Below are 16723 nucleotides of genomic sequence, written 5' to 3' on the forward strand. Positions count from 1 at the left end.
ACGATGCGCGGGACACCAGGCTCTCCTGGCTCAGTTCTTGCCAGTGGCCGAGGCCCCGGTCAGCGGCCGCTGCGGGCCGGCAGTTGGCCGCACTTGCCGCCGGCGCACGTGCTCAGCCAGTCGGCGAAGTCGGCGTCGTACTTGGTGCCGATGGTGTCGCGGAGCAGGCTGTGCGCCGCATCGTACTCGCCTGCGCGGTAGTGGCCGAGCACAGTGGCCACATCCGCGGGGTGCGACTGGAGCATGTAGCGGACGCCGAGATAGCCCCACTGGTAGATGCGGGTGGTGTCGGCGTTTGCATAGGTGTTCTCGAAGAGCTGGCTGAGCTTGTAGGTGTTCTTGCCCGCCTCCTCGATCGCCCTGTCGTAGGTGACGCCGCGGTACGCGTAGGAGATGTACTCCGCGAAGCCCTCGACCCACATCACGGTCGGCGTGGTCTGCCCGGCCGCGAAGTCGCCGTGCATGTCGTACCGGCCGTCGAGGTAGTGCGTGTACTCGTGGTTGAGGTTCCAGATCTGGAAGGCACCGTCCTGGGCCCGCTGCTCGTAGGCGATGAAGCGCGGCTGGTTGCCCTGAGCGGCCGGGTCGCCTTCCAGGTATATGCCGCCGTTGTTGGTGTCGACGCCGAAGACGACACCGGCGTAGGTCTTGTAGTCGGTACTGGAGTTGAAGGCGACGATCTCAATGCTGGTGTTGTTGTCGTCCTTGACCGGACCGCTGTCCTTGACGATCTTGTGGAAGAACGGGTCCTGCTTCAGGGTGCTCTCGCACATGGCTGACAGTTCGGACGCGGTCAGCTCCTGCGCGAGGATCTTCGCGCTCGGACCGCATGTGTGCTTGACCGTCAGCACGGCGTCGCGTACGCGGTTCTGCAGGTCACAGGTGTTGTACTCGGCACAGCTCGCCTTGTCGTACTCGTTCGTCATCTCGGCGAGGCCGACCCAGAGCTGGGCGGTGCGTCCAGTCATCTGGCTGCGGCCGAGCAGCTCCTTGACCAACGGCGTAACGGTGCCCTTGAAGTCGGCGTGGCGCAGGAAGCGGCCGAGTTCGCGTCCGGCGTTGGCGGTCAGATAGGACTTGTCGGTGCCGAGCAGACCGTCGTGGGCAACGGCGAAGTCGCGCAGTCCGGTGAGGACGCTCGGGTCCGCCTTCACGGCTGCCACGAACTCCGGCACCTGGTGGCCGCGGAAGAGGACGGTGTAGGTGTTGTTGACCGCCGAGACCATCCAGTAGAACGGGTCGTACGACGCGTTGTAGTCCTTCAGCAGACGCTTGACCACGCCGAGGAAGCGGGCGTTCTCTCCGGAGCTGTCGATCAGGGTGACCGTCTCGGCCAGGGTCTGTCCGTTGGCCTCGGTGACGTCGAAGGCGTGGGACGAGCCGAAGAAGGCGTCCAGGGCGCCCTGACTGGCGCTCTTCAGCGTCGGGCCGTATTCGCCGACGTTCTCCGGCTGGTTGTACTGGATGTAGTAGCCGGCGCGCAGGTACAGCACCACCGGGGTCGCGTACGTGCTGTTGTTCCCCGGATAGTTGGCCGCGACGTCCTTGAGCGCGTTCGCCACCGTGACCATCTGTTCCTCGCGGAAGAGAGCCTTGGAGTCCTGACCGGTGACGCTGAACAGCGTGTTGATACAGGCGGTTTCCGATTTCTTGATCTGCTCGACCAGGGCGGCGCCGGACTTCGAGGTGAAGTCGCTGACGTTGCAGCCCGCCGCGGTCTTCGCCGCCGAGTGGGCCTGCTTGCGCTCTGCGGCGTTCTGGGCTGCGGGGAGCGGAGGGCGTTGCGCGGAGTTCGAGGTCTTCGTGGCCGATCGCGCGGGGTCGGCTGCGTGTCCGGGAGCGAGATCGGCGGCAAGCACGGTGGCGGAGGCGGGCTGCGGGCCAGGGATCGACCTCGGTACGGGCTTGGGTGCCCCGGCGTCGGCCGGAGCCGCCGCGCCGTTGGGCGCGAGCATGGTGAGCCCCAGGGTGGCGGCAGCCACGGTAGGTATCAGCAGTTGGGCGAGATTCTTGAGTGTGGGGGGTCTGCGCATGGGGATGGCCTCCAGGCCGGTCGGCAGCCGTGCGTGGGGCACGGCAGTGGGGGGTGCGGACCGCAATGGCAACGGAAGTTGAGCCCTTCCGGAGCCGGCATGCCCGCGGAAAGTGTGACCGTACAATTTCACAGTTCACATGGCAGTTAAAGGGGGCTGCAGGCAACAGAAGAAACTGATGAGCCGTCAGTGGTGGGATTCTGTCCGGGATTTGGAGATTCCCGACGAAATCACATGATCATCAGACATGCCCATGCCCGCTTCCGGTCTCGACCGCCACCCTTGAGGTGAGCCGGCGTCCCTCCATCCCCCACTCTGGTGCGCGGATTCCGCCCCGGACCGCACGGGTGGCACGGCGGTACGGGTGAGCAACCCCGGTGGCACGACGGCGACATGGGTACGGGACCGGCCGGCCGGGCCGTAGAGCGGCGAGGACTTCACCGGCCGGTCGCAGGTGAAGCAGAAGGCCGCTGGACGACGCCGCCCGCGAGTCTGGCTTTCTCGGGCGGCTCTGTCAGCGATCACGGGGAACCCTCACGGGCGGTAAGGATCCTGTTCGATTCACAGTGCGAACCGGTGTGAACTGACGCTCCCTCATGTCCTGCGACAGAGGACTGGAGGCTCCTGTCCGGGGCGACGTACTGGGCATGGACGGACCTCAACTCTCCTGGCCGGACATGCTGTTCGCGGGAATCCCGGTGGTCGTCGAGGCGACCGTGTGTGCCAGGAGCCCGCCGGACTCCTCACCTGACCTTCGCCGAGCACGACAGCTACTTCCGAGGCGGTCACCCCAGGGCCGAGACAGGACACGCTGAACTCAAGACCCAGCCCACCGCGATCCCCGGAGACGGAGACGACGGCAAAGACGATCACTACGCATCGGAGCATGCAGCATGCCAGACCCTCATCCTGGCCACCTCCCCCGCACCGAACAGCAAGCTCAACGCCAGCCTGGCCTCCATTGAAGGGCTCGAAGCACCGACCCACGAAGTGTTCTGACCCGTCTGAGCAAGCTCTCTCTATGGCCTGACCTGTACCAAAGCCTGGGACCCACAGACCCTCCGGATCCGTGGACTATTCAGCAGGAAGCATGACGTTCAAGACCACTGACGAGGCGCGGTGTTCCTCGCAGACAGCCCACCAACTGTCGCCACCCTTGTCCTTCACATGGACGCTCCAAGTCGCTTCGTGGCTACAAGGAGCGCCCCAAGCGCAGCGCTGTTCGTGAGACTCCGTACCAGGAGCATGCTTCTGCTGGTCCCACCTGATCGGTTGCTCGACAAGTTCCACGAGACCAGTGAAGCGCCTCTCGCTGGCTGCCGCCGCTCATCGGCATGGGCGGCCAGCTTGCCATCCTCGACCGCGCCGAAGCCCTCACCCGCGACGTCCTGCTCGACGCCACCCGCTACCTCGACCTTCCCGTGGCAGACGAGAACGACAAGACATGGTGGCAGAGCCGTGTCCATTCACATTCGCCATGGACCCGGCATGCCCGTCGTCGCCGGTTCCGGTGACTCGCCGACTCACCGACTCGCGTGAGCGCATACAGGGACATTCCCCGGAAGAAGACCACGTCGGTCTCCTCGTTGTGCGGGAACTGACCGTGTACCCGGCCGAGGGGACCGGGTATCCAGTGCTTCATGCCGACACCGTAGAAGACCGCGCTGACACCGCTCCACAATTGCGACACCTAGCCATGCCGCGGCGAGGCAGAACCGCACGACTCCCGAGCGGTACGTTTCGCCGCCCCGCAGCGACGGCAGGAACTGAAGTGACGCCGTAAATAGGAGGGGTTGTGGTGCAGGACGACTTACTCGTGGTGGGCTTCGACCTGGAGACGAGGCGAGAGGTGCACGTCGCGGAGCGGCCACCAGAGCAGTGGAAGCGGCTTGGCTACGGCGGCACAGGCCAGCTGGTGTGCTTCTACTGCTTCCACGGGTTCGAGGCCGCCTCGGGCACCCGGGTGTCGCTGGTGACGCGGGGACGCCTGGGCGGCTCTTCTCCCCTGGAACGGCACCCGGGTTCTTGCTCGCGCCGTAGAACGCCACGTTGGTGAACCTCATCGATGTAGAGGCGTTGAGGTGATTGTAGAAGGCGAGCTTGCCGCGTCCGAAGCCGACGAACAGCCAGAACACACCGAGAGTGGCGGTGTTCTGCAGCAGGGACCGTCTCCCACCAGGACGGCATCGGCACGGGCCTCGACGCCCGGCTCACGATGAGCCCGAAGGGCCCCTCGGTCACCTTCATCGACGAGGCCGACGGCAGCCAGGTCGCGCGACTGGGCACAGTCAACCGCAGTCACCCCAAACTCCCCGGCTCGGCCGGTATCTACGCCGAGATCGTGCAGCCGTCCAGCTGGGACCCGCAGCTGAAGTCCAAGACCCAGGGCGGCCCCACACAGTACGCGTACACCGACTTCCCCAAGCTCCCCAAGGGCTGCCCGCTGTACTGACCCGCCCCTCCACCCGCCCAGAAGCAGCCCCTCCGGCCGGGAGCCACCGCGTCGCGGTGGCTCCCGGCCGCATCCGCTTGACGCACTGGCGGGTGAGCCGCCGGCGGCGAGGACACCGTCAACGGCGCCCGCGTGCGCTACTGGCGCGTCCACGACCGCACCGCCACTGAACTGTGCTCGATCACAGTCCGGTGGCCAGCCAGATGGTCACGGCTGCGGTGGCAATCAGGGCGAGGTTGAGTGTGATCCGGCGGTCGCCGATGGTCAGGTGGACGGCGACCGCACCGATTTGCAGGGAAACGAAGCCGATGGCCGCGGCTGACGCCAGCGAGGCAACGACACCCGTCAGCGGTGGCAGGATCAGTCCGGTCGCGCCGAGTATTTCAACCGTTCCCAACGCCCTGACGACGGGCAGCGGCATGCGGTCGACCCAGGCCATCATCGGTCGGAGTTGATCGCGGCTGCGGATCAGCTTCATCGTGCCCGCGTACAGGTAGAAGAGGGAGAGAAATCCCGCGGCGATCCAATAGGCGATGTTCATGGTTCCCGTTCATGGGCCACCGGCCAGCGGAGCCCCATCGATTGCGTCGATTGTCAAAGAAGCCCTGTCGAAGGCCCGGTGCGGCCGTCCGAGGGGCCCGGACGCCGAAAGGCGAGCCGCGCCGCGGCCCGGTCGGTCGGTCGGAGAGAAAGCCGGCGGGCCGTGCGGCCCGGCGGTTTCAGGCAGGCTCGGTCGCGTAGCGGTTCATCGCACCGATGGCGGCCTGTGGCGTCAGCCGTCGTCCGCCGGCGAGTACGTCCGAGAGGTCTCGGACGTACTGCGCGTACAGGCCGGGGGTGAAGGTGCTGAGCAGGACGGCCAGCTGGTCGGTCGAGGTGGCGTAGGGAATGCGGGGTACCGGGCAAGCCCATCATGAGCGTGCCCCCGGTGGCGTCGTGGTCCTCGCGTCCCCGACGGTGAAACGCACGGTGCCGCAAAGGCCGGAGAAGCCCTCGTCGTGTCGGGCGTGGCTGGGGCGGTGGCGGTCCCTGGGCGTGCGGAACGAGGACGGATTCGGCGATGGCGAGGCGGTGCCCGGTGCGGCTGCCGCCCTGTGGAACGCGCATGGGCGTGATGCCCACAACGGTCGTCTCGCCGTCGCTGGGACCCGCCACCGATACCGCGGTGTCGGCCTGCGGCCCGCTGGGCTTGGCTTCGTCGGTCATGCTCACGAGTGCACCGCCTGGGCCTTGTCCGTGTCCAAGACCTATCCCGCGACGCCGTTACCTGGTGGGTATCGTTGCAGCGTGGAGCTACCGACCTTGCGCTACTTCGTGGCCGTCGCCGAGGAACTTCACTTCGGCTGGGCTGCCACCCGACTGCACATGCCCCAGCCGCCGGGCCGGGCATCCAAGCAGTCGGAGGCCCATGTCGGGGCCCTGCTGTTCGCCCGCTCACCGGCCTATGTCACGCTCACACCGGTGGGCACGACCCCACCCGCCCCGTCAGGATCTGACACAGCGCCACCGTCCCCCACCCGTGACTGCGCCCCGCCACCGGCACCCCCGCCCCGTACCGTCACCGTACGCCCAGCAGCCCAGCGGTGACCGGGCACCAGCGGGGCTGCACAATCCCCGGCAGCAACAATCCCGGGGCACCCTGCCACGGAACATGGCGGGCGGAGCCTCGGGGTGTGCGGCCCCCAGGCAAGGGGCAACCTGAAGCCACACGTTGATTCTCTCCAAACCCCTCAAGCGCGGTGATTCCGGTCCAAGTGCGCACTTGGGCGACGACCGCGATGCTCTCCGCCAAGTCGGCGGACCCCAGCAACGGTGCGGCTATCCGCGGCCCTTGCCGGTGCGGCAGCGGCGGGCTGCGAAGCCTGAGGCACTGTCGCAGACAGTGGTCGCAACAGGCTCTGGTGTGGTGGCGTCTTCGCCCGTTTGACCAGTGATCGACATGCGGTTTCCATGCAGAGGCAAATCCGGAATCATCGCTATTGATCGTCGTTTTTGAGGGTGACGGCCGTGGCCAATGCGAACCCGCCGCGGTAGTCACCATCTCGGGCGAGCGAAAGCGTGTCGCTATGTCTGATGTGAAAGCAGTCGAACTTCAGTGTCCATTCCGTAAGCGCTACATGGGGCAAGGCGAGGTGAGCAACCTCGCCAAGCACCTCGAAAGAGATTGCAGCTCGATCAACAGGGACGGCACAAACACCCACCATTCAATCGCCTCGTGTCCCATCATCATCGACGTGGCGCCCGGAGGCGGCGGGTACGGCGTTGGGGTCTCCCTAAGGGCCGTCCCGTAAGTGATCTGGCCGTGGGATGATCACGGCCGTGGCTGGTGTGATCACGGCGTCTGAGCCGTCCTGGATAGCCCCGTGCGCCGGGCTAAGCCCGCGCGCCTTCGGCAAGTTGATGAGGCAGCTGCGCCGCGAAGGCGGAGACGCGCCGGGCCGAGGCCGACCCTGGAAGCTGTCCCTGGAAGACCGGGTGCTACTGGTGGCCGCTTACTGGCACACCAACTTGACTTTGCGCCAACTCGCGCCGCTCTTCGGAGTGTCGAAGTCCACCGCCGATCGCGTCATCGACCATCTCGGCCCCAGACTCGCGCTTGCCCCGCGTAGGCGATTCGCCAAGGACGCGGTGCTGATCGTGGACGGGACGCTGGTACCCACCCGCGACCACCAGGTCGCCGAGCAGTCGAAGAACTATCGCTACTCGACGAACCACCAGGTGGTCATCGACGCCGACACCCGCCTGGTCGTGGTGGTGGGCCGACCCCTGCCCGGCAACCGCAACGACTGCAGGGCATGGGAGGAATCCGGGGCCAAGGCCGCCGCCGGCCGAACAACCACGATCGCCGACGGCGGCTACCCCGGAACCGGCCTCGTCATCCCGCACCGCCGCCCCAGAGGCGGCGAACTGACTGACTGGCAGGCCGAACACAACCACGACCACAAACGGGTTCGCGCCCGCGTCGAGCACGTCTTCGCCCGGATGAAGACTTGGAAGATCCTGCGCGACTGCCGCCTGAGAGGCGACGGTGTGCGCCACGCGATGCACGGCGTTGCCCGCCTGCACAACCTCGCTCACACGGGATGACTCCCGCCGCATGCGGGACCTGAAAGGTTCCCGGGAGACGCTCCCCACCTCGCGGTCTCGCAGGAGAAATCAGGCGAGGCAGAACTCGTTGCCCTCGATGTCCTGCATCGTGATGCACGACTCATTGACGCCATCCGCACGCTGCGTCAGCACGTGCTTCGCGCCGAGCGCCATCAACCGTGCGCATTCGGCCTCGAGTGTGGCCAGGCGCTCCTCGCCCACGAGCCCGACGCCGGCCCGCACATCGAGATGCACCCGGTTCTTGACGACCTTGCCTTCGGGAACTCGCTGGAAGAGCAGGCGCGGAGCCACACCCGAGGGATCAGTGCACGCGAAGTAGATCGCATCCTCGGGCGGCAGCGAGCGGAAGCACTCCTCCCACGTGGCGAAGCCCTCCGGGACCGCCGGCATGACGTACCCCAGCACCTCGCACCAGAAGGCGGCGAGGCGCACAGGCTCCGCGCAGTCGAAGGCTACTTGGAACTGTTTGATCGTTGACATTGGCGCACAATAACAGGGGCCCTGCTCATCTCCGCAGGTCAGGGGGTCTGCAGGTGGTCAGGAGGAGGGCTGCCACCCGCTGTCGTGTCGTCCGGTCACAGGGGTGAACCGAGGCCACCGTCTCCCCAAAGGGAACCCGGCCAGCCACTCCCGTGCTGTCGAAGACCAGTTACGGGACAACCTTTAGGCAAGGTCGACGGAGAATGCGCCTATCAGTACGCCGGATCGCCATCCTGAACGGCTCGACAACCTCCCACTGCTCGTCCACAAAGTTGCCTGCGTATCACGCCCAACGCGCTACCAGACCCCACCCCCACACAAAATCCGGTCAACCAGGGCATCACAGGCAGATCATCCGAGTCATCCACGCCCCGACCGCACGGCTCCTCCGGGTCCTGGGCCTGGCGGGCTGCCACGACGACTCGTCGCCGCAGCCCGTCACATCCACTCACAGAGCCTCGCCCGGCTGACCGCCGGACGGGCCAGTCAGCCGGAGACGCTCGGGCGGCCGTTCTCGATATGGCCCATCAGGCGCCTACGGAACGGGCTCCCGCCATCTGCGGTCACTTCGAGGTCGTACCAGCCGTGCGCGTCGGCGGCCGAGTGCACCACGGCGCGGCTACGGCCCGGCTTGACCGTCACGGAACGCTCCCAGTCCCGCAGATCGGTCTCGTCGGCGTAGCCGAGCGGCCGCACGACGAAGGTGACGGGCCGCTGTCCGCGGTTGCGGAGGATGAGGTGGACGTCCCGGTCGTGGTGGTCCAGGTAGGTGGTCACCTCGGCGCCGTCCGCGTCGCCGGCGCCCTCGAACTCACGCCGGAAGCCGTTCGGCCCGGTCACCGTGAACCGGTAGGCGCCGGTCAGCGGCACGGTCCACTGGTCCTTGCCCCGTACGTCCTTGTGCTGCGGCGCGGCGAACTCCTTGGCGTACGGGTAGAGCGCGAAGTGGGCGCTGGCCCGGCCGGTGTTGCTGAGCTGCACCTGGAGGGCGCCGCCCGCGACCTTGGCATAGGCGTCCGGCTGGTAGGGCAGCGGCCGGGCGGGCCGGGTGCCCTCCTCCTGGACGGGCATGTGCTGCTGCGCGGGCGGCTCGGGACGCCAGCGGCCGCTCATCGGCGGAATGGGTCCCGGCCGGTGCACTGCGGGCCGCGGCCTGCCACGCCTGAAGTCGAAGGCCGAGGTCAGATCGCCCGCGACGGTGCGCCGCCAGGCACTGATGTTGGGCTCGCGCACCCCAGTCCAGCGCTCCAGGAAGCGGATGACGGAGGTGTGGTCGAACACCTCGGAGCATACGTAGCCGCCGACGCTCCAGGGCGAGACCACGAGCATCGGCACCCGCGCACCGAGGCCGGTCGGCTTGCCCTGCCACTGCTCGTCCGTCACCTCGGGAGGGGCCACCGGCGGCGGGATGTGGTCGAAGAAACCGTCGTTCTCGTCGTAGTTGATGAGGACGACGGTGTGCCGCCACACGTCGGGGTGCTTTCCGAGCGCGTCGAGCACCTTGTAGACGATGGTGGCGCTGTGCACGGGCGAGGAGACGCTCGGGTGCTCGGAGTCCAGTGCCGAGGGCACCAGATAGGAGACCTCCGGCAGGGTGCCGGCGGCAACGTCCTGGCCGAAGGCGTCGGCGAGCGTACCGGTCGGCACCCGCCTCAGCCCCCGCTCGAACAGGCTGCGTTCGGCCGTGGTGAGGGTGGCGACTCCCTGGTCGAGCAGTCCCAGGAGCCGCTGGCGCTCGGCGTCGCTCGGGGCGTCGCGCACGACGGAGTAGAAGGACTCCATGAACGTGTGCCCACCCGTCCTGGCCAGCGCCTTGCGCGCGATCGCCTTGAACGTGGTGAAGAACTCGATCTGGTTGTCGGTGAAGTTCTCCCACTCGGTGTACGTCTTCCAACTGCGCCCGGCCTTCTCCAGCCGCTCGGCGTAGGTGCCCCAGTCGTACCCGGGGTGGGTGCCCTCGTCGTAGGCGTCGTTGCCGACGGCCCGCTGGCCGCCCGGCTCGAACCCGGTCTTCCCGCTCCACAGGTGGTTGCGGTTGGGGCTGGTAGAGCTGTGGATGGAGGAGTAATAAGCGTCGCAGACAGTGAAGGTGTCGGCGAGCTCGTAGTGCAGCGGGATGTCCTGGCGGTCGTAGTACGCCATGGTCGCCGAGGTCTTGGCGGACACCCAGTTGTCCATCCAGCCGCCGTTCCAGGCCTTGGCCCCGCCGCCCCAGGAGTGGTCGAGGGCCCCTATGTACTGAAGGTCCTTGTGCTGGGTAGCGGCGGCACCGCGCACGGGGAAGGGCAGGACGGTGCTGCCCAGCGGCCCCGGCTGCTCGAACACGGGCTTGCCGCCCGGGAGTTGAAGGGCATTGCGATCACCGAAGCCGCGGACTCCGCGCAGGGTGCCGAAGTAGTGGTCGAAGGACCGGTTCTCCTGCATGAGGATCACGACGTGCTTGACCGCGCCGAGGCCGCCGGCCGGGGGGCCTGCGGCCATCGCGGTCTGCAGCGAGGGCGGCAGCAGGGAGGCGGTCGTGGCCGCGCCGAGGGCGCCGCCCCCCAGTGCGAACAGCCGCCGCCGTGAGATGCCGCCTGCGTTGTCCGTGGCCAACTGATCCTCCTGAGTCGTGTGAGGTGTGTACGGGGGAACGCTACTGACTCGGAGTGACCGCCAGAAGACCCCACCGCGCCCACCGGGTGAACGTCCAACCGTCCGCCCCAAAAGTCCAACAACGCAGCGGCCCGGCCGTGGGCGACTCGAAGGGGAGCACGAGGCCCGGGTACGGGTCGACGCAGGCAACGCCCCACAGGTGCACGGTGTTGATCTGAAGCGCACCACCTTCACAATGGCCACCAACGACCTGCCGTGCGCCTGCGCTAGCCAGGGACCTTCAGGGCTTCCTCTCCACATGCAGTAGATGAGCACCCCGCGGCCGCCGTAGCGCGAGTGCCACTCGGTGAACAGGTTCTGGTCGTAGGCACACACGCAGGTGGAGTCGGAAGCAACCGGTCGAGCCCTGGCCCCACAGCCCGGTACTGCGCGCGGCGAAGGTGGCGTTCGCGATCTGGATGGCGATGGCGCGCGAGCGGCCACGGCAGACAGATACCGGCGCCGGACGTATCGCAGTTCATCAGATGTAGAGGATGAACCACGCTCTGCCATCATGCTCTGGCACAGGCCCTGGAACGCGGCGGGCGCAACGGCCTTCCCACGCTGGCCAGCACGGTAACCCGCAGGATGGGCACGGCGGGTGGGAGCCTGAGGGATGCGCTATCCAGAGTCCGTGCGGCAAGATCTTGCAGGCGGTGCCTGGCGAGTTCGAAGGCGGCGGGCTTGATCTTTAATGTGCCCCCGACGGGGTGGTTGAACTGATAGACGATCAGCAGCATCACTCCGACGGTGATGGCTAGAGCGCAGACCGCGCCGGCGTGGACGCGGAGGCTGCCGACCTCGAAGAGGTAGACGAATCCGACGGTCATCAGCGCACCCACCAGGAGGGCGGCCCACAGCAGGGCCGGGACCCCGGCCGTGGCGGCCTCGTTCACGCGCTCGCGCCGCGCGTCGCCGAGTTGACTGACCGCGTCCAGAGCGGATTGGTAGCGGGCCTGGTCGGCGCCGGTCTCGGGCTGGCGGACGTTGATGAACCCCCGGCCAGCTCCTCAAACCGTTCAGCGGCGCTGTCGCCTCCCTTGCGCCACCTCCGCAGTACGTAGGCAGTGTCTGCCGCAAGATCGAGCCGCAGCTCAGGACCGTCAAGACTGCACAGCATCACCTGGCCGCTGCCGCTCATGTACACCCACTCGCCGAGCGGCACAAACTCCGGCCCTGGCTGGGGGAGGAGGATCGTCACGAACCTCCAGCTCAACCAGCACCTCGTGCGACGGGGCGTTGCTGAGAATCCTGGCCGTGCCGGCCCCCACCACCACCGAATCCCCGCCCATGGGGAGCTCGGTCCAAAACAGCTACTCCGGCTCGCCCGGCCTGCGCATTTCGTCCAGCCCGAAGACCGAACGCTCCACCGGCACGGTCCCCGCCACCTCGGTGACAGCACCTTCCGCCATGAACCCACCTTAACTGCAAGGGACTTCAGGCTAGGCCAGCCGTGAAGGCACGATGGGACAGTGCAGCGCCAAAGCACGGGACCACACGGAGTGCCCGGCTTCGCGGAGAGCGGTGGCCGACCCAACCGCCGGACGGTCGGGTGCCCAGTCGGCGTGCGGGATGCCCGGCGACCGGGCCTGCCATCCGGCTTCCCAGTGCCCAGCATCCGGCCCCCGCTACTGCGATAGCTGATGGTTCAAGCTGAGCTAGGACGCGGGGCCGACGCACGGCGGGTCGAGGGCATCCACGGCACCTATGGGCCGGTGGATCATCAAATCTCCCTAGCTGCAGTCATTTTGCGCCGCCGACCTTCCATCTCCGTTCCTACCGGTGGTTTGTTGACAGCGGACGGGTGTGGGAACAGACCGCAGGTGGGGGGTGTCAACTGCGGCTGTGGGAGGCCGAGATGACGAAGCGGCTGCCCTGTCCCCCGCGCCTGGCCCGCTGGGGGCCTATGCCGACCGGTTCGGTGCCAGCCAGGCACGTCAGTGTCTTGTTGCGGTCCCGTGGCAGCGGCAGTCCGGCCAGGTCGTCACGAAGCCCCCGCGGTCGCAGCTGGACCCACGGACTCGCTGCACAGGCCCCAGACACCCGGGTCAGCACCGCAGCTCTGCCGCTCGTTCGCACATCACCTCCACGGCGTCGGACAGCTGAGGGCGCGCCCCGGGGTGGGCCTCCCGGATGACCTTCACCGCGTGAAGCCGCCGACCACTCCTGATCAGCTCGTCCACCTCTTCCCGGACCACCGGCAGCAACGCGTCCCAGATCGAGTTCTCCATACACCCATCCAAGCAAATCGCTCTCGCCCACCGCCACCGCCCTTACGGTGCGCCCCGCACGGAGAGCCGCTCAGAGCAGGTCCTTAGCGATCGCCGTATTCGTCTCACCTCGCTCGAAACCCTCAGCTGCCCGCATCCCAACTCGTTCCCGAGCTGTCTGTGACCAGGCTGTCAGCCGTCCCCTGGCGTATACCGCACGCGCCGCTGGCATGGCGTGATCAGCAAGGCTTTCCCCATGGCGACCCTCCAGAAAGGTCAGTAGCACCTCCACGGAGTCGATGAGAGCAGACCTTGCAAGGTCACAGCGGCGGTCGTTCGAGGGTGCCGAGTGAGTGGGATCACAGCAGGTGCGGCGGAACGCCCTTGGATCTCTTCGCATCTGTTTGCCTGGAGCGGGGATTTCGATCGGCGTGTGTGCGGAGGTACGGCGCGGGTGTTCCCTTCCCGCCCGGTGCCGTCTTCCGCGGTGCACCGCCCTCGACTTTCGGAGTTTGTGTATGAAGCGCCTCTCCACGGCGTCGGCTGCGGTGCTGGCCGTGTGCTCGGCCGTGCTGGTTGCCGGTTGTTCCAGTGACAGCAAGCCGGTGAACTTCGGCAAGGACGACGCCAAGGGAGGGACGAACCGGAGCCAGGCGCCGAAGAACAGCAAGGTGCAGTTGCCTACGAACCCGCGCGAGTGGACCACCCAGCGCGAACTCAAGGACGGCACCAAGGTGGTGCGCACGACGCTCAAGGGCGGAAAGTCGGGCTTCGAGGGCAAGGTGTGGGCGTGGGCCCCCAAGCAGTACTTCGAGGACAAGTACAAGAACAGCGCCTTTCCGGTGCTCATCGCGCTGCCCGGCAGCAACGGCTATCCCAGCAACTACTGGTACGGCGGTGACCTCAAGCTCCAGGAGACCATCGCCGAGCAGGCGGGCAAGGGGAAGAGCCTGCCGTTCATCGTGATCATGCCGGTGCTGAACGCGGACAAGAAGAACTACTACGACGGCAGCGACATCCCCGGCCGGGCAAAGATGGGCACCTGGATGTCGGACGACGTCCCGGACCTGGTCCGGGAGAACTTCCGTACCTTCAAGGACCCCAAGGGGTGGGGTTTCTTCGGCTCGTCGTCCGGCGGATACGTCGGGATGAAGATGATGCTGCAATACCCGAACCGCTTCGGCGCCGTCATCGCCGGCGGCCCCGACACCCGCCCGGACTCCCCGATGTGGAACGGCCACGAGAAGGAGAAGCAGGCAAACAACCCGGAGAAGCTGGCCCAGAACCTGATCAACAAGGGCGGCCCAACGGTGAACCTCTCGATCATGCTGGGCACCAAGGAATCGGGGCAGCGCAATGTGAAGGACTTCCTCACCAAGTACGGCAAGGGTCCCATCAAGACCAGTCTGCACATGATCCAGAACGGTCAGCACAGCGGACGGCAGTACGCGAAATCCCTCGCGGACGGCCCGCTGGAGTGGATCAGCAAGCGGATGCTGGCGCCGTCGCCGTAACGGCCGCAACCTGCCACCGTGGGAAACCTCTGCAGCGCTGGGGATGAGTGCGGGCGCTACCGCAGGCTCGGCACCCTCCTGAGCGGGCTCTTCGTAAGGGCCTTCACCTACCGCGTCTGGGTCCGCTCCCAACTCCAGCAGTTTCTCAAGCCCCCCGAGCTCCCGGTCCGCCGCATGCTGCTGAACACTTATGTCGAACCTGCGTACACCGTCGTCCGCGATGACAGGCAGCCCGTGACGGTTCCGCCCGAAGAACGTACGTACCTGTGGCCTGACGACCACATGCCGGCGCTGCCGTCGGGCTTCTTCAACGACATCCCCTCATCCGCTTCGCCCCTCGCCCCAGATACCCCACTGCCAGTAGAGGTCATGGGCCTGCCCCGCCCGGGTGAATGGGTGCTCGTCCGCTCCCCGCAGGGCACCCTCGGACCGACCGGGCGGGCCAAACACTGCTACAGCTCCGAGATCAACCAGGCCATCCGCTGCCACCGACCGCTTCCGAAGAGCCCCCGCGGCAGAAACAGGCGACAGTAATCGCGCGTCCCTTACTGCACCGCAGCAGCCGGGGCGTTGGGGGGCCACATGGCGGCGTACTGCACCAAGCCCACCGGCGCCCCGAACGGCTCGCCTCGGTCACCGCCCCCGACCCCGGCGGCCTGGAGAACGCGGGCCCCGGAAACGCAGGCCGTAGCGTCCACCGCGAGCCCGGGTGGCAGCCCGAGCACGCCGCCCAGTGGATGGACGAGGCTCTCGACACACTCGGCCTCGACAGGGTCCACCTGGTCGGCTCCTCCTACGGCGGCTGGCCTGCTGGCGCTTCGGGTGTGCGAGCAGGCGGCGCTTGCCCATGACGACGCAGAGCCGGGGTCCGGAGGGATCGCAGCTCGTCCTCCCGGTCGTTGTGAAGATCCGGTCCAGGTGGTGGTAGAGCACCGCGATGGCCGACTCGGGGTTCCGCCGGCCCACGAGGATGCCAAGATGTCAGTCGGAACGCGGAAGCCGGCGAACCCGGACCTCTGCTCGCCGGAGCGGTGGCACGAGCGCTCCGGGCGGCTTGGAACCGCGGCTTCGACGCCGTTGCCGCCTGCAGCTTCGAGGACGAGCTCCCGGACCTCGGCGGACTACCGCGCTATCGCTGACCCACGCCGGATCCACAGGTATTGACCATTCCTCCAACGACAAGACTGGCCACTGCTGACGGCAAGCACCGTTGCATTACCAGAGCCTCTCTTTCAAATCATCCGCACGGGCGTGCGATAGGTTCCCCGTCATGACGGACCTCGGATCCGTCGCCTGGCCACCTGCCCCGATGAGGACCGAACGACTCGTGCTCCGCGAGTCCAAGGCCCGGGACCGTGCAGCGTTCATCAAGCTGTTCGCCTCGCCAGAGGTGGGCACCTACATCGATGGCCCTGCCCAGCCCCCAGCCGCCGTAGCCGCCTCAGTCCGTGAAGTCCAGTACCAGGTGGTCCTGGACCCGCCGGTACCCCAGCCGCTGGTACAGCGCGTTGCTCGTCTCATTGGCCAGGTCCGTGAACAGCACCACCTGCTCCGCCCCCCATTCCAGGGCCAGCCGAGTCGCGGCCGCCGTGGCGGCGCCCGCGAAGCCGCGGCCGCGCAGTGCGGGCGGGGTGTAGACCGGGCCGATACGGGACTGGCCGACCAGCACCCCGGAGGCGGCGGCCAGTGACACCGGGCCCTCGTCCGTCTCCCACAACATCAGCTGCCCGGCCGCCGTGCGCCGGAAGGCGGCCGCCGCCGCGCCCAGGCCGGGCGGCAGCGCCACCTCGTCGAGGAACGCGGTCAGCCACGCGGTGACCAGCGTCAGATCCGCCTCGGCCGCCAGGCGGGCGCGGCCCGCCACCGGTGCCGGGTCGGCGAGTTCGGCGAGCCGGAACAACCGCTCCTGACGGTCCACCCGGTAGGGCCCCCAGGCCTTACCGAAGGCCCGGGCGGTGGCGGTCGCGCCGTTCACCCCGACGAGGGCGTCGCCGCGCAGCGCCCCGGCGAGCTCCCGAGCCGCGCCGTCCGGCATCGTGCCGAGCACCGGCGGCATCCCCGGGGTCTGGACGTACGCACCGCCCACCACCGGGCCGGGTCCGGTCCACCAGCCGAACCGCGCGCCCGGCCAGTGCCCGCAGCGCGCCTGCTCAGCGAGGGTGAGCAGCACCGTGTTGCGGGCCGGGTCGGCGGCGAGGAAGGAGTCCGCGGCCGCCCGGAAGGCGTCGATGTCCTCGGTGAGATGCCAGGTCATGCCCGATCGTCGTACGACACCCGGCCCTGGCGCACCCG

The 16723-nt window shown here is 67.6% G+C and carries 13 protein-coding genes and 5 pseudogenes; 9 read left to right on the plus strand and 9 right to left on the minus strand.

All coding sequences use genetic code 11. The annotated features are described in order from the left end of the window. Window positions 1-59: 59 nt before the first annotated feature. Window positions 60-2033 carry a collagenase gene (locus OG965_RS01985; RefSeq protein ID WP_371648415.1) on the minus strand — a complete coding sequence of 658 codons (1974 nt, stop codon included), beginning with the start codon at window positions 2031-2033 and terminating at the stop codon, window positions 60-62. A gap of 720 nt (window positions 2034-2753) precedes the next feature. On the opposite strand from OG965_RS01985, the gene OG965_RS01990 reads away from it, so the two are divergent. From OG965_RS01990 to OG965_RS02005, 4 genes are all read left to right on the plus strand, one after another. Continuing rightward, a complete protein-coding gene (locus OG965_RS01990) occupies window positions 2754-3032 on the plus strand; it encodes a hypothetical protein (protein WP_371648417.1) in 279 nt (92 codons plus the stop codon). A gap of 335 nt (window positions 3033-3367) precedes the next feature. Beyond that, window positions 3368-3547, plus strand: coding sequence for a hypothetical protein (locus OG965_RS01995; RefSeq protein ID WP_371648418.1), 180 nt, complete (start codon window positions 3368-3370; stop codon window positions 3545-3547). Window positions 3548-3831: 284 nt separating this feature from the next. Then, window positions 3832-4089 carry a hypothetical protein gene (locus OG965_RS02000; RefSeq protein ID WP_371648420.1) on the plus strand — a complete coding sequence of 86 codons (258 nt, stop codon included), beginning with the start codon at window positions 3832-3834 and terminating at the stop codon, window positions 4087-4089. Between the two features lie 159 nt (window positions 4090-4248). Next, entirely contained in the window at window positions 4249-4485 is a 237-nt protein-coding gene (locus OG965_RS02005) for a hypothetical protein (RefSeq protein WP_371648422.1), read from the plus strand. Window positions 4486-4666: 181 nt separating this feature from the next. On the opposite strand, the gene OG965_RS02010 is transcribed toward OG965_RS02005, so the two are convergent. Both OG965_RS02010 and OG965_RS02015 read right to left on the minus strand, forming a co-directional pair. Further along, the gene (locus OG965_RS02010) at window positions 4667-5026 is read right to left on the minus strand and encodes a DoxX family protein (protein WP_371648424.1); all 360 of its coding nucleotides are present in this window, start codon (window positions 5024-5026) and stop codon (window positions 4667-4669) included. Between the two features lie 178 nt (window positions 5027-5204). Further along, window positions 5205-5691, minus strand: a pseudogene (locus OG965_RS02015) (AraC family ligand binding domain-containing protein). 30 nt (window positions 5692-5721) lie between these two features. On the opposite strand from OG965_RS02015, the pseudogene OG965_RS02020 reads away from it, so the two are divergent. Both OG965_RS02020 and OG965_RS02025 read left to right on the plus strand, forming a co-directional pair. Beyond that, window positions 5722-5955: pseudogene (locus OG965_RS02020) on the plus strand (LysR family transcriptional regulator); the annotation flags it as partial. Window positions 5956-6804: 849 nt separating this feature from the next. Continuing rightward, window positions 6805-7572 (plus strand): transposase, encoded by a 768-nt coding sequence (locus OG965_RS02025; protein ID WP_371648426.1) that lies wholly within the window; start codon window positions 6805-6807, stop codon window positions 7570-7572. Between the two features lie 69 nt (window positions 7573-7641). Here the strand turns inward: OG965_RS02025 and OG965_RS02030 are convergent, their stop codons facing one another. The 5 genes and pseudogenes from OG965_RS02030 to OG965_RS02050 form a co-directional block, all read right to left on the minus strand. Continuing rightward, entirely contained in the window at window positions 7642-8073 is a 432-nt protein-coding gene (locus OG965_RS02030; RefSeq protein ID WP_371648428.1) for a VOC family protein, read from the minus strand. A 486-nt stretch (window positions 8074-8559) separates the two neighbouring features. Beyond that, the gene (locus OG965_RS02035; protein ID WP_371656817.1) at window positions 8560-10644 is read right to left on the minus strand and encodes a phosphocholine-specific phospholipase C; all 2085 of its coding nucleotides are present in this window, start codon (window positions 10642-10644) and stop codon (window positions 8560-8562) included. A gap of 327 nt (window positions 10645-10971) precedes the next feature. Then, a pseudogene (locus OG965_RS02040) lies at window positions 10972-11122 on the minus strand (Tn3 family transposase); the annotation flags it as partial. A 97-nt stretch (window positions 11123-11219) separates the two neighbouring features. Next, entirely contained in the window at window positions 11220-11603 is a 384-nt protein-coding gene (locus tag OG965_RS02045; protein WP_371648430.1) for a hypothetical protein, read from the minus strand. Between the two features lie 1152 nt (window positions 11604-12755). Continuing rightward, window positions 12756-12938: a hypothetical protein gene (locus OG965_RS02050; RefSeq protein ID WP_371648432.1), complete on the minus strand. Its 183-nt coding sequence runs from the start codon at window positions 12936-12938 to the stop codon at window positions 12756-12758. A 497-nt stretch (window positions 12939-13435) separates the two neighbouring features. On the opposite strand from OG965_RS02050, the gene OG965_RS02055 reads away from it, so the two are divergent. The 3 genes and pseudogenes from OG965_RS02055 to OG965_RS02065 form a co-directional block, all read left to right on the plus strand. Continuing rightward, window positions 13436-14431, plus strand: coding sequence for an alpha/beta hydrolase (locus tag OG965_RS02055; protein WP_371648434.1), 996 nt, complete (start codon window positions 13436-13438; stop codon window positions 14429-14431). A 671-nt stretch (window positions 14432-15102) separates the two neighbouring features. After that, window positions 15103-15237 (plus strand): annotated as a pseudogene (locus OG965_RS02060) (alpha/beta fold hydrolase); the annotation flags it as partial. Between the two features lie 464 nt (window positions 15238-15701). Continuing rightward, window positions 15702-15855, plus strand: a pseudogene (locus OG965_RS02065) (GNAT family N-acetyltransferase); the annotation flags it as partial. Between the two features lie 17 nt (window positions 15856-15872). On the opposite strand, the gene OG965_RS02070 reads toward OG965_RS02065, so the two are convergent. Further along, the gene (locus OG965_RS02070) at window positions 15873-16685 is read right to left on the minus strand and encodes a GNAT family N-acetyltransferase (RefSeq protein WP_371648436.1); all 813 of its coding nucleotides are present in this window, start codon (window positions 16683-16685) and stop codon (window positions 15873-15875) included. Window positions 16686-16723 lie beyond the last annotated feature (38 nt).

Origin of the sequence: Streptomyces sp. NBC_00224, from assembly GCF_041435195.1 — a bacterium.
Classification (GTDB): Bacteria; Actinomycetota; Actinomycetes; order Streptomycetales; family Streptomycetaceae; genus Streptomyces.

Coding starts and splice junctions, on each gene's coding strand:
- OG965_RS01995 (WP_371648418.1), top strand. CDS start 3,368: ATGGGCGGCCAGCTTGCCATCCTCGACCGCGCCGAAGCCCTCACCCGC.
- OG965_RS01985 (WP_371648415.1), bottom strand. CDS start 2,033: ATGCGCAGACCCCCCACACTCAAGAATCTCGCCCAACTGCTGATACCT.
- OG965_RS02070 (WP_371648436.1), bottom strand. CDS start 16,685: ATGACCTGGCATCTCACCGAGGACATCGACGCCTTCCGGGCGGCCGCG.
- OG965_RS02030 (WP_371648428.1), bottom strand. CDS start 8,073: ATGTCAACGATCAAACAGTTCCAAGTAGCCTTCGACTGCGCGGAGCCT.
- OG965_RS02055 (WP_371648434.1), top strand. CDS start 13,436: ATGAAGCGCCTCTCCACGGCGTCGGCTGCGGTGCTGGCCGTGTGCTCG.
- OG965_RS02005 (WP_371648422.1), top strand. CDS start 4,249: ATGAGCCCGAAGGGCCCCTCGGTCACCTTCATCGACGAGGCCGACGGC.
- OG965_RS02010 (WP_371648424.1), bottom strand. CDS start 5,026: ATGAACATCGCCTATTGGATCGCCGCGGGATTTCTCTCCCTCTTCTAC.
- OG965_RS02050 (WP_371648432.1), bottom strand. CDS start 12,938: ATGGAGAACTCGATCTGGGACGCGTTGCTGCCGGTGGTCCGGGAAGAG.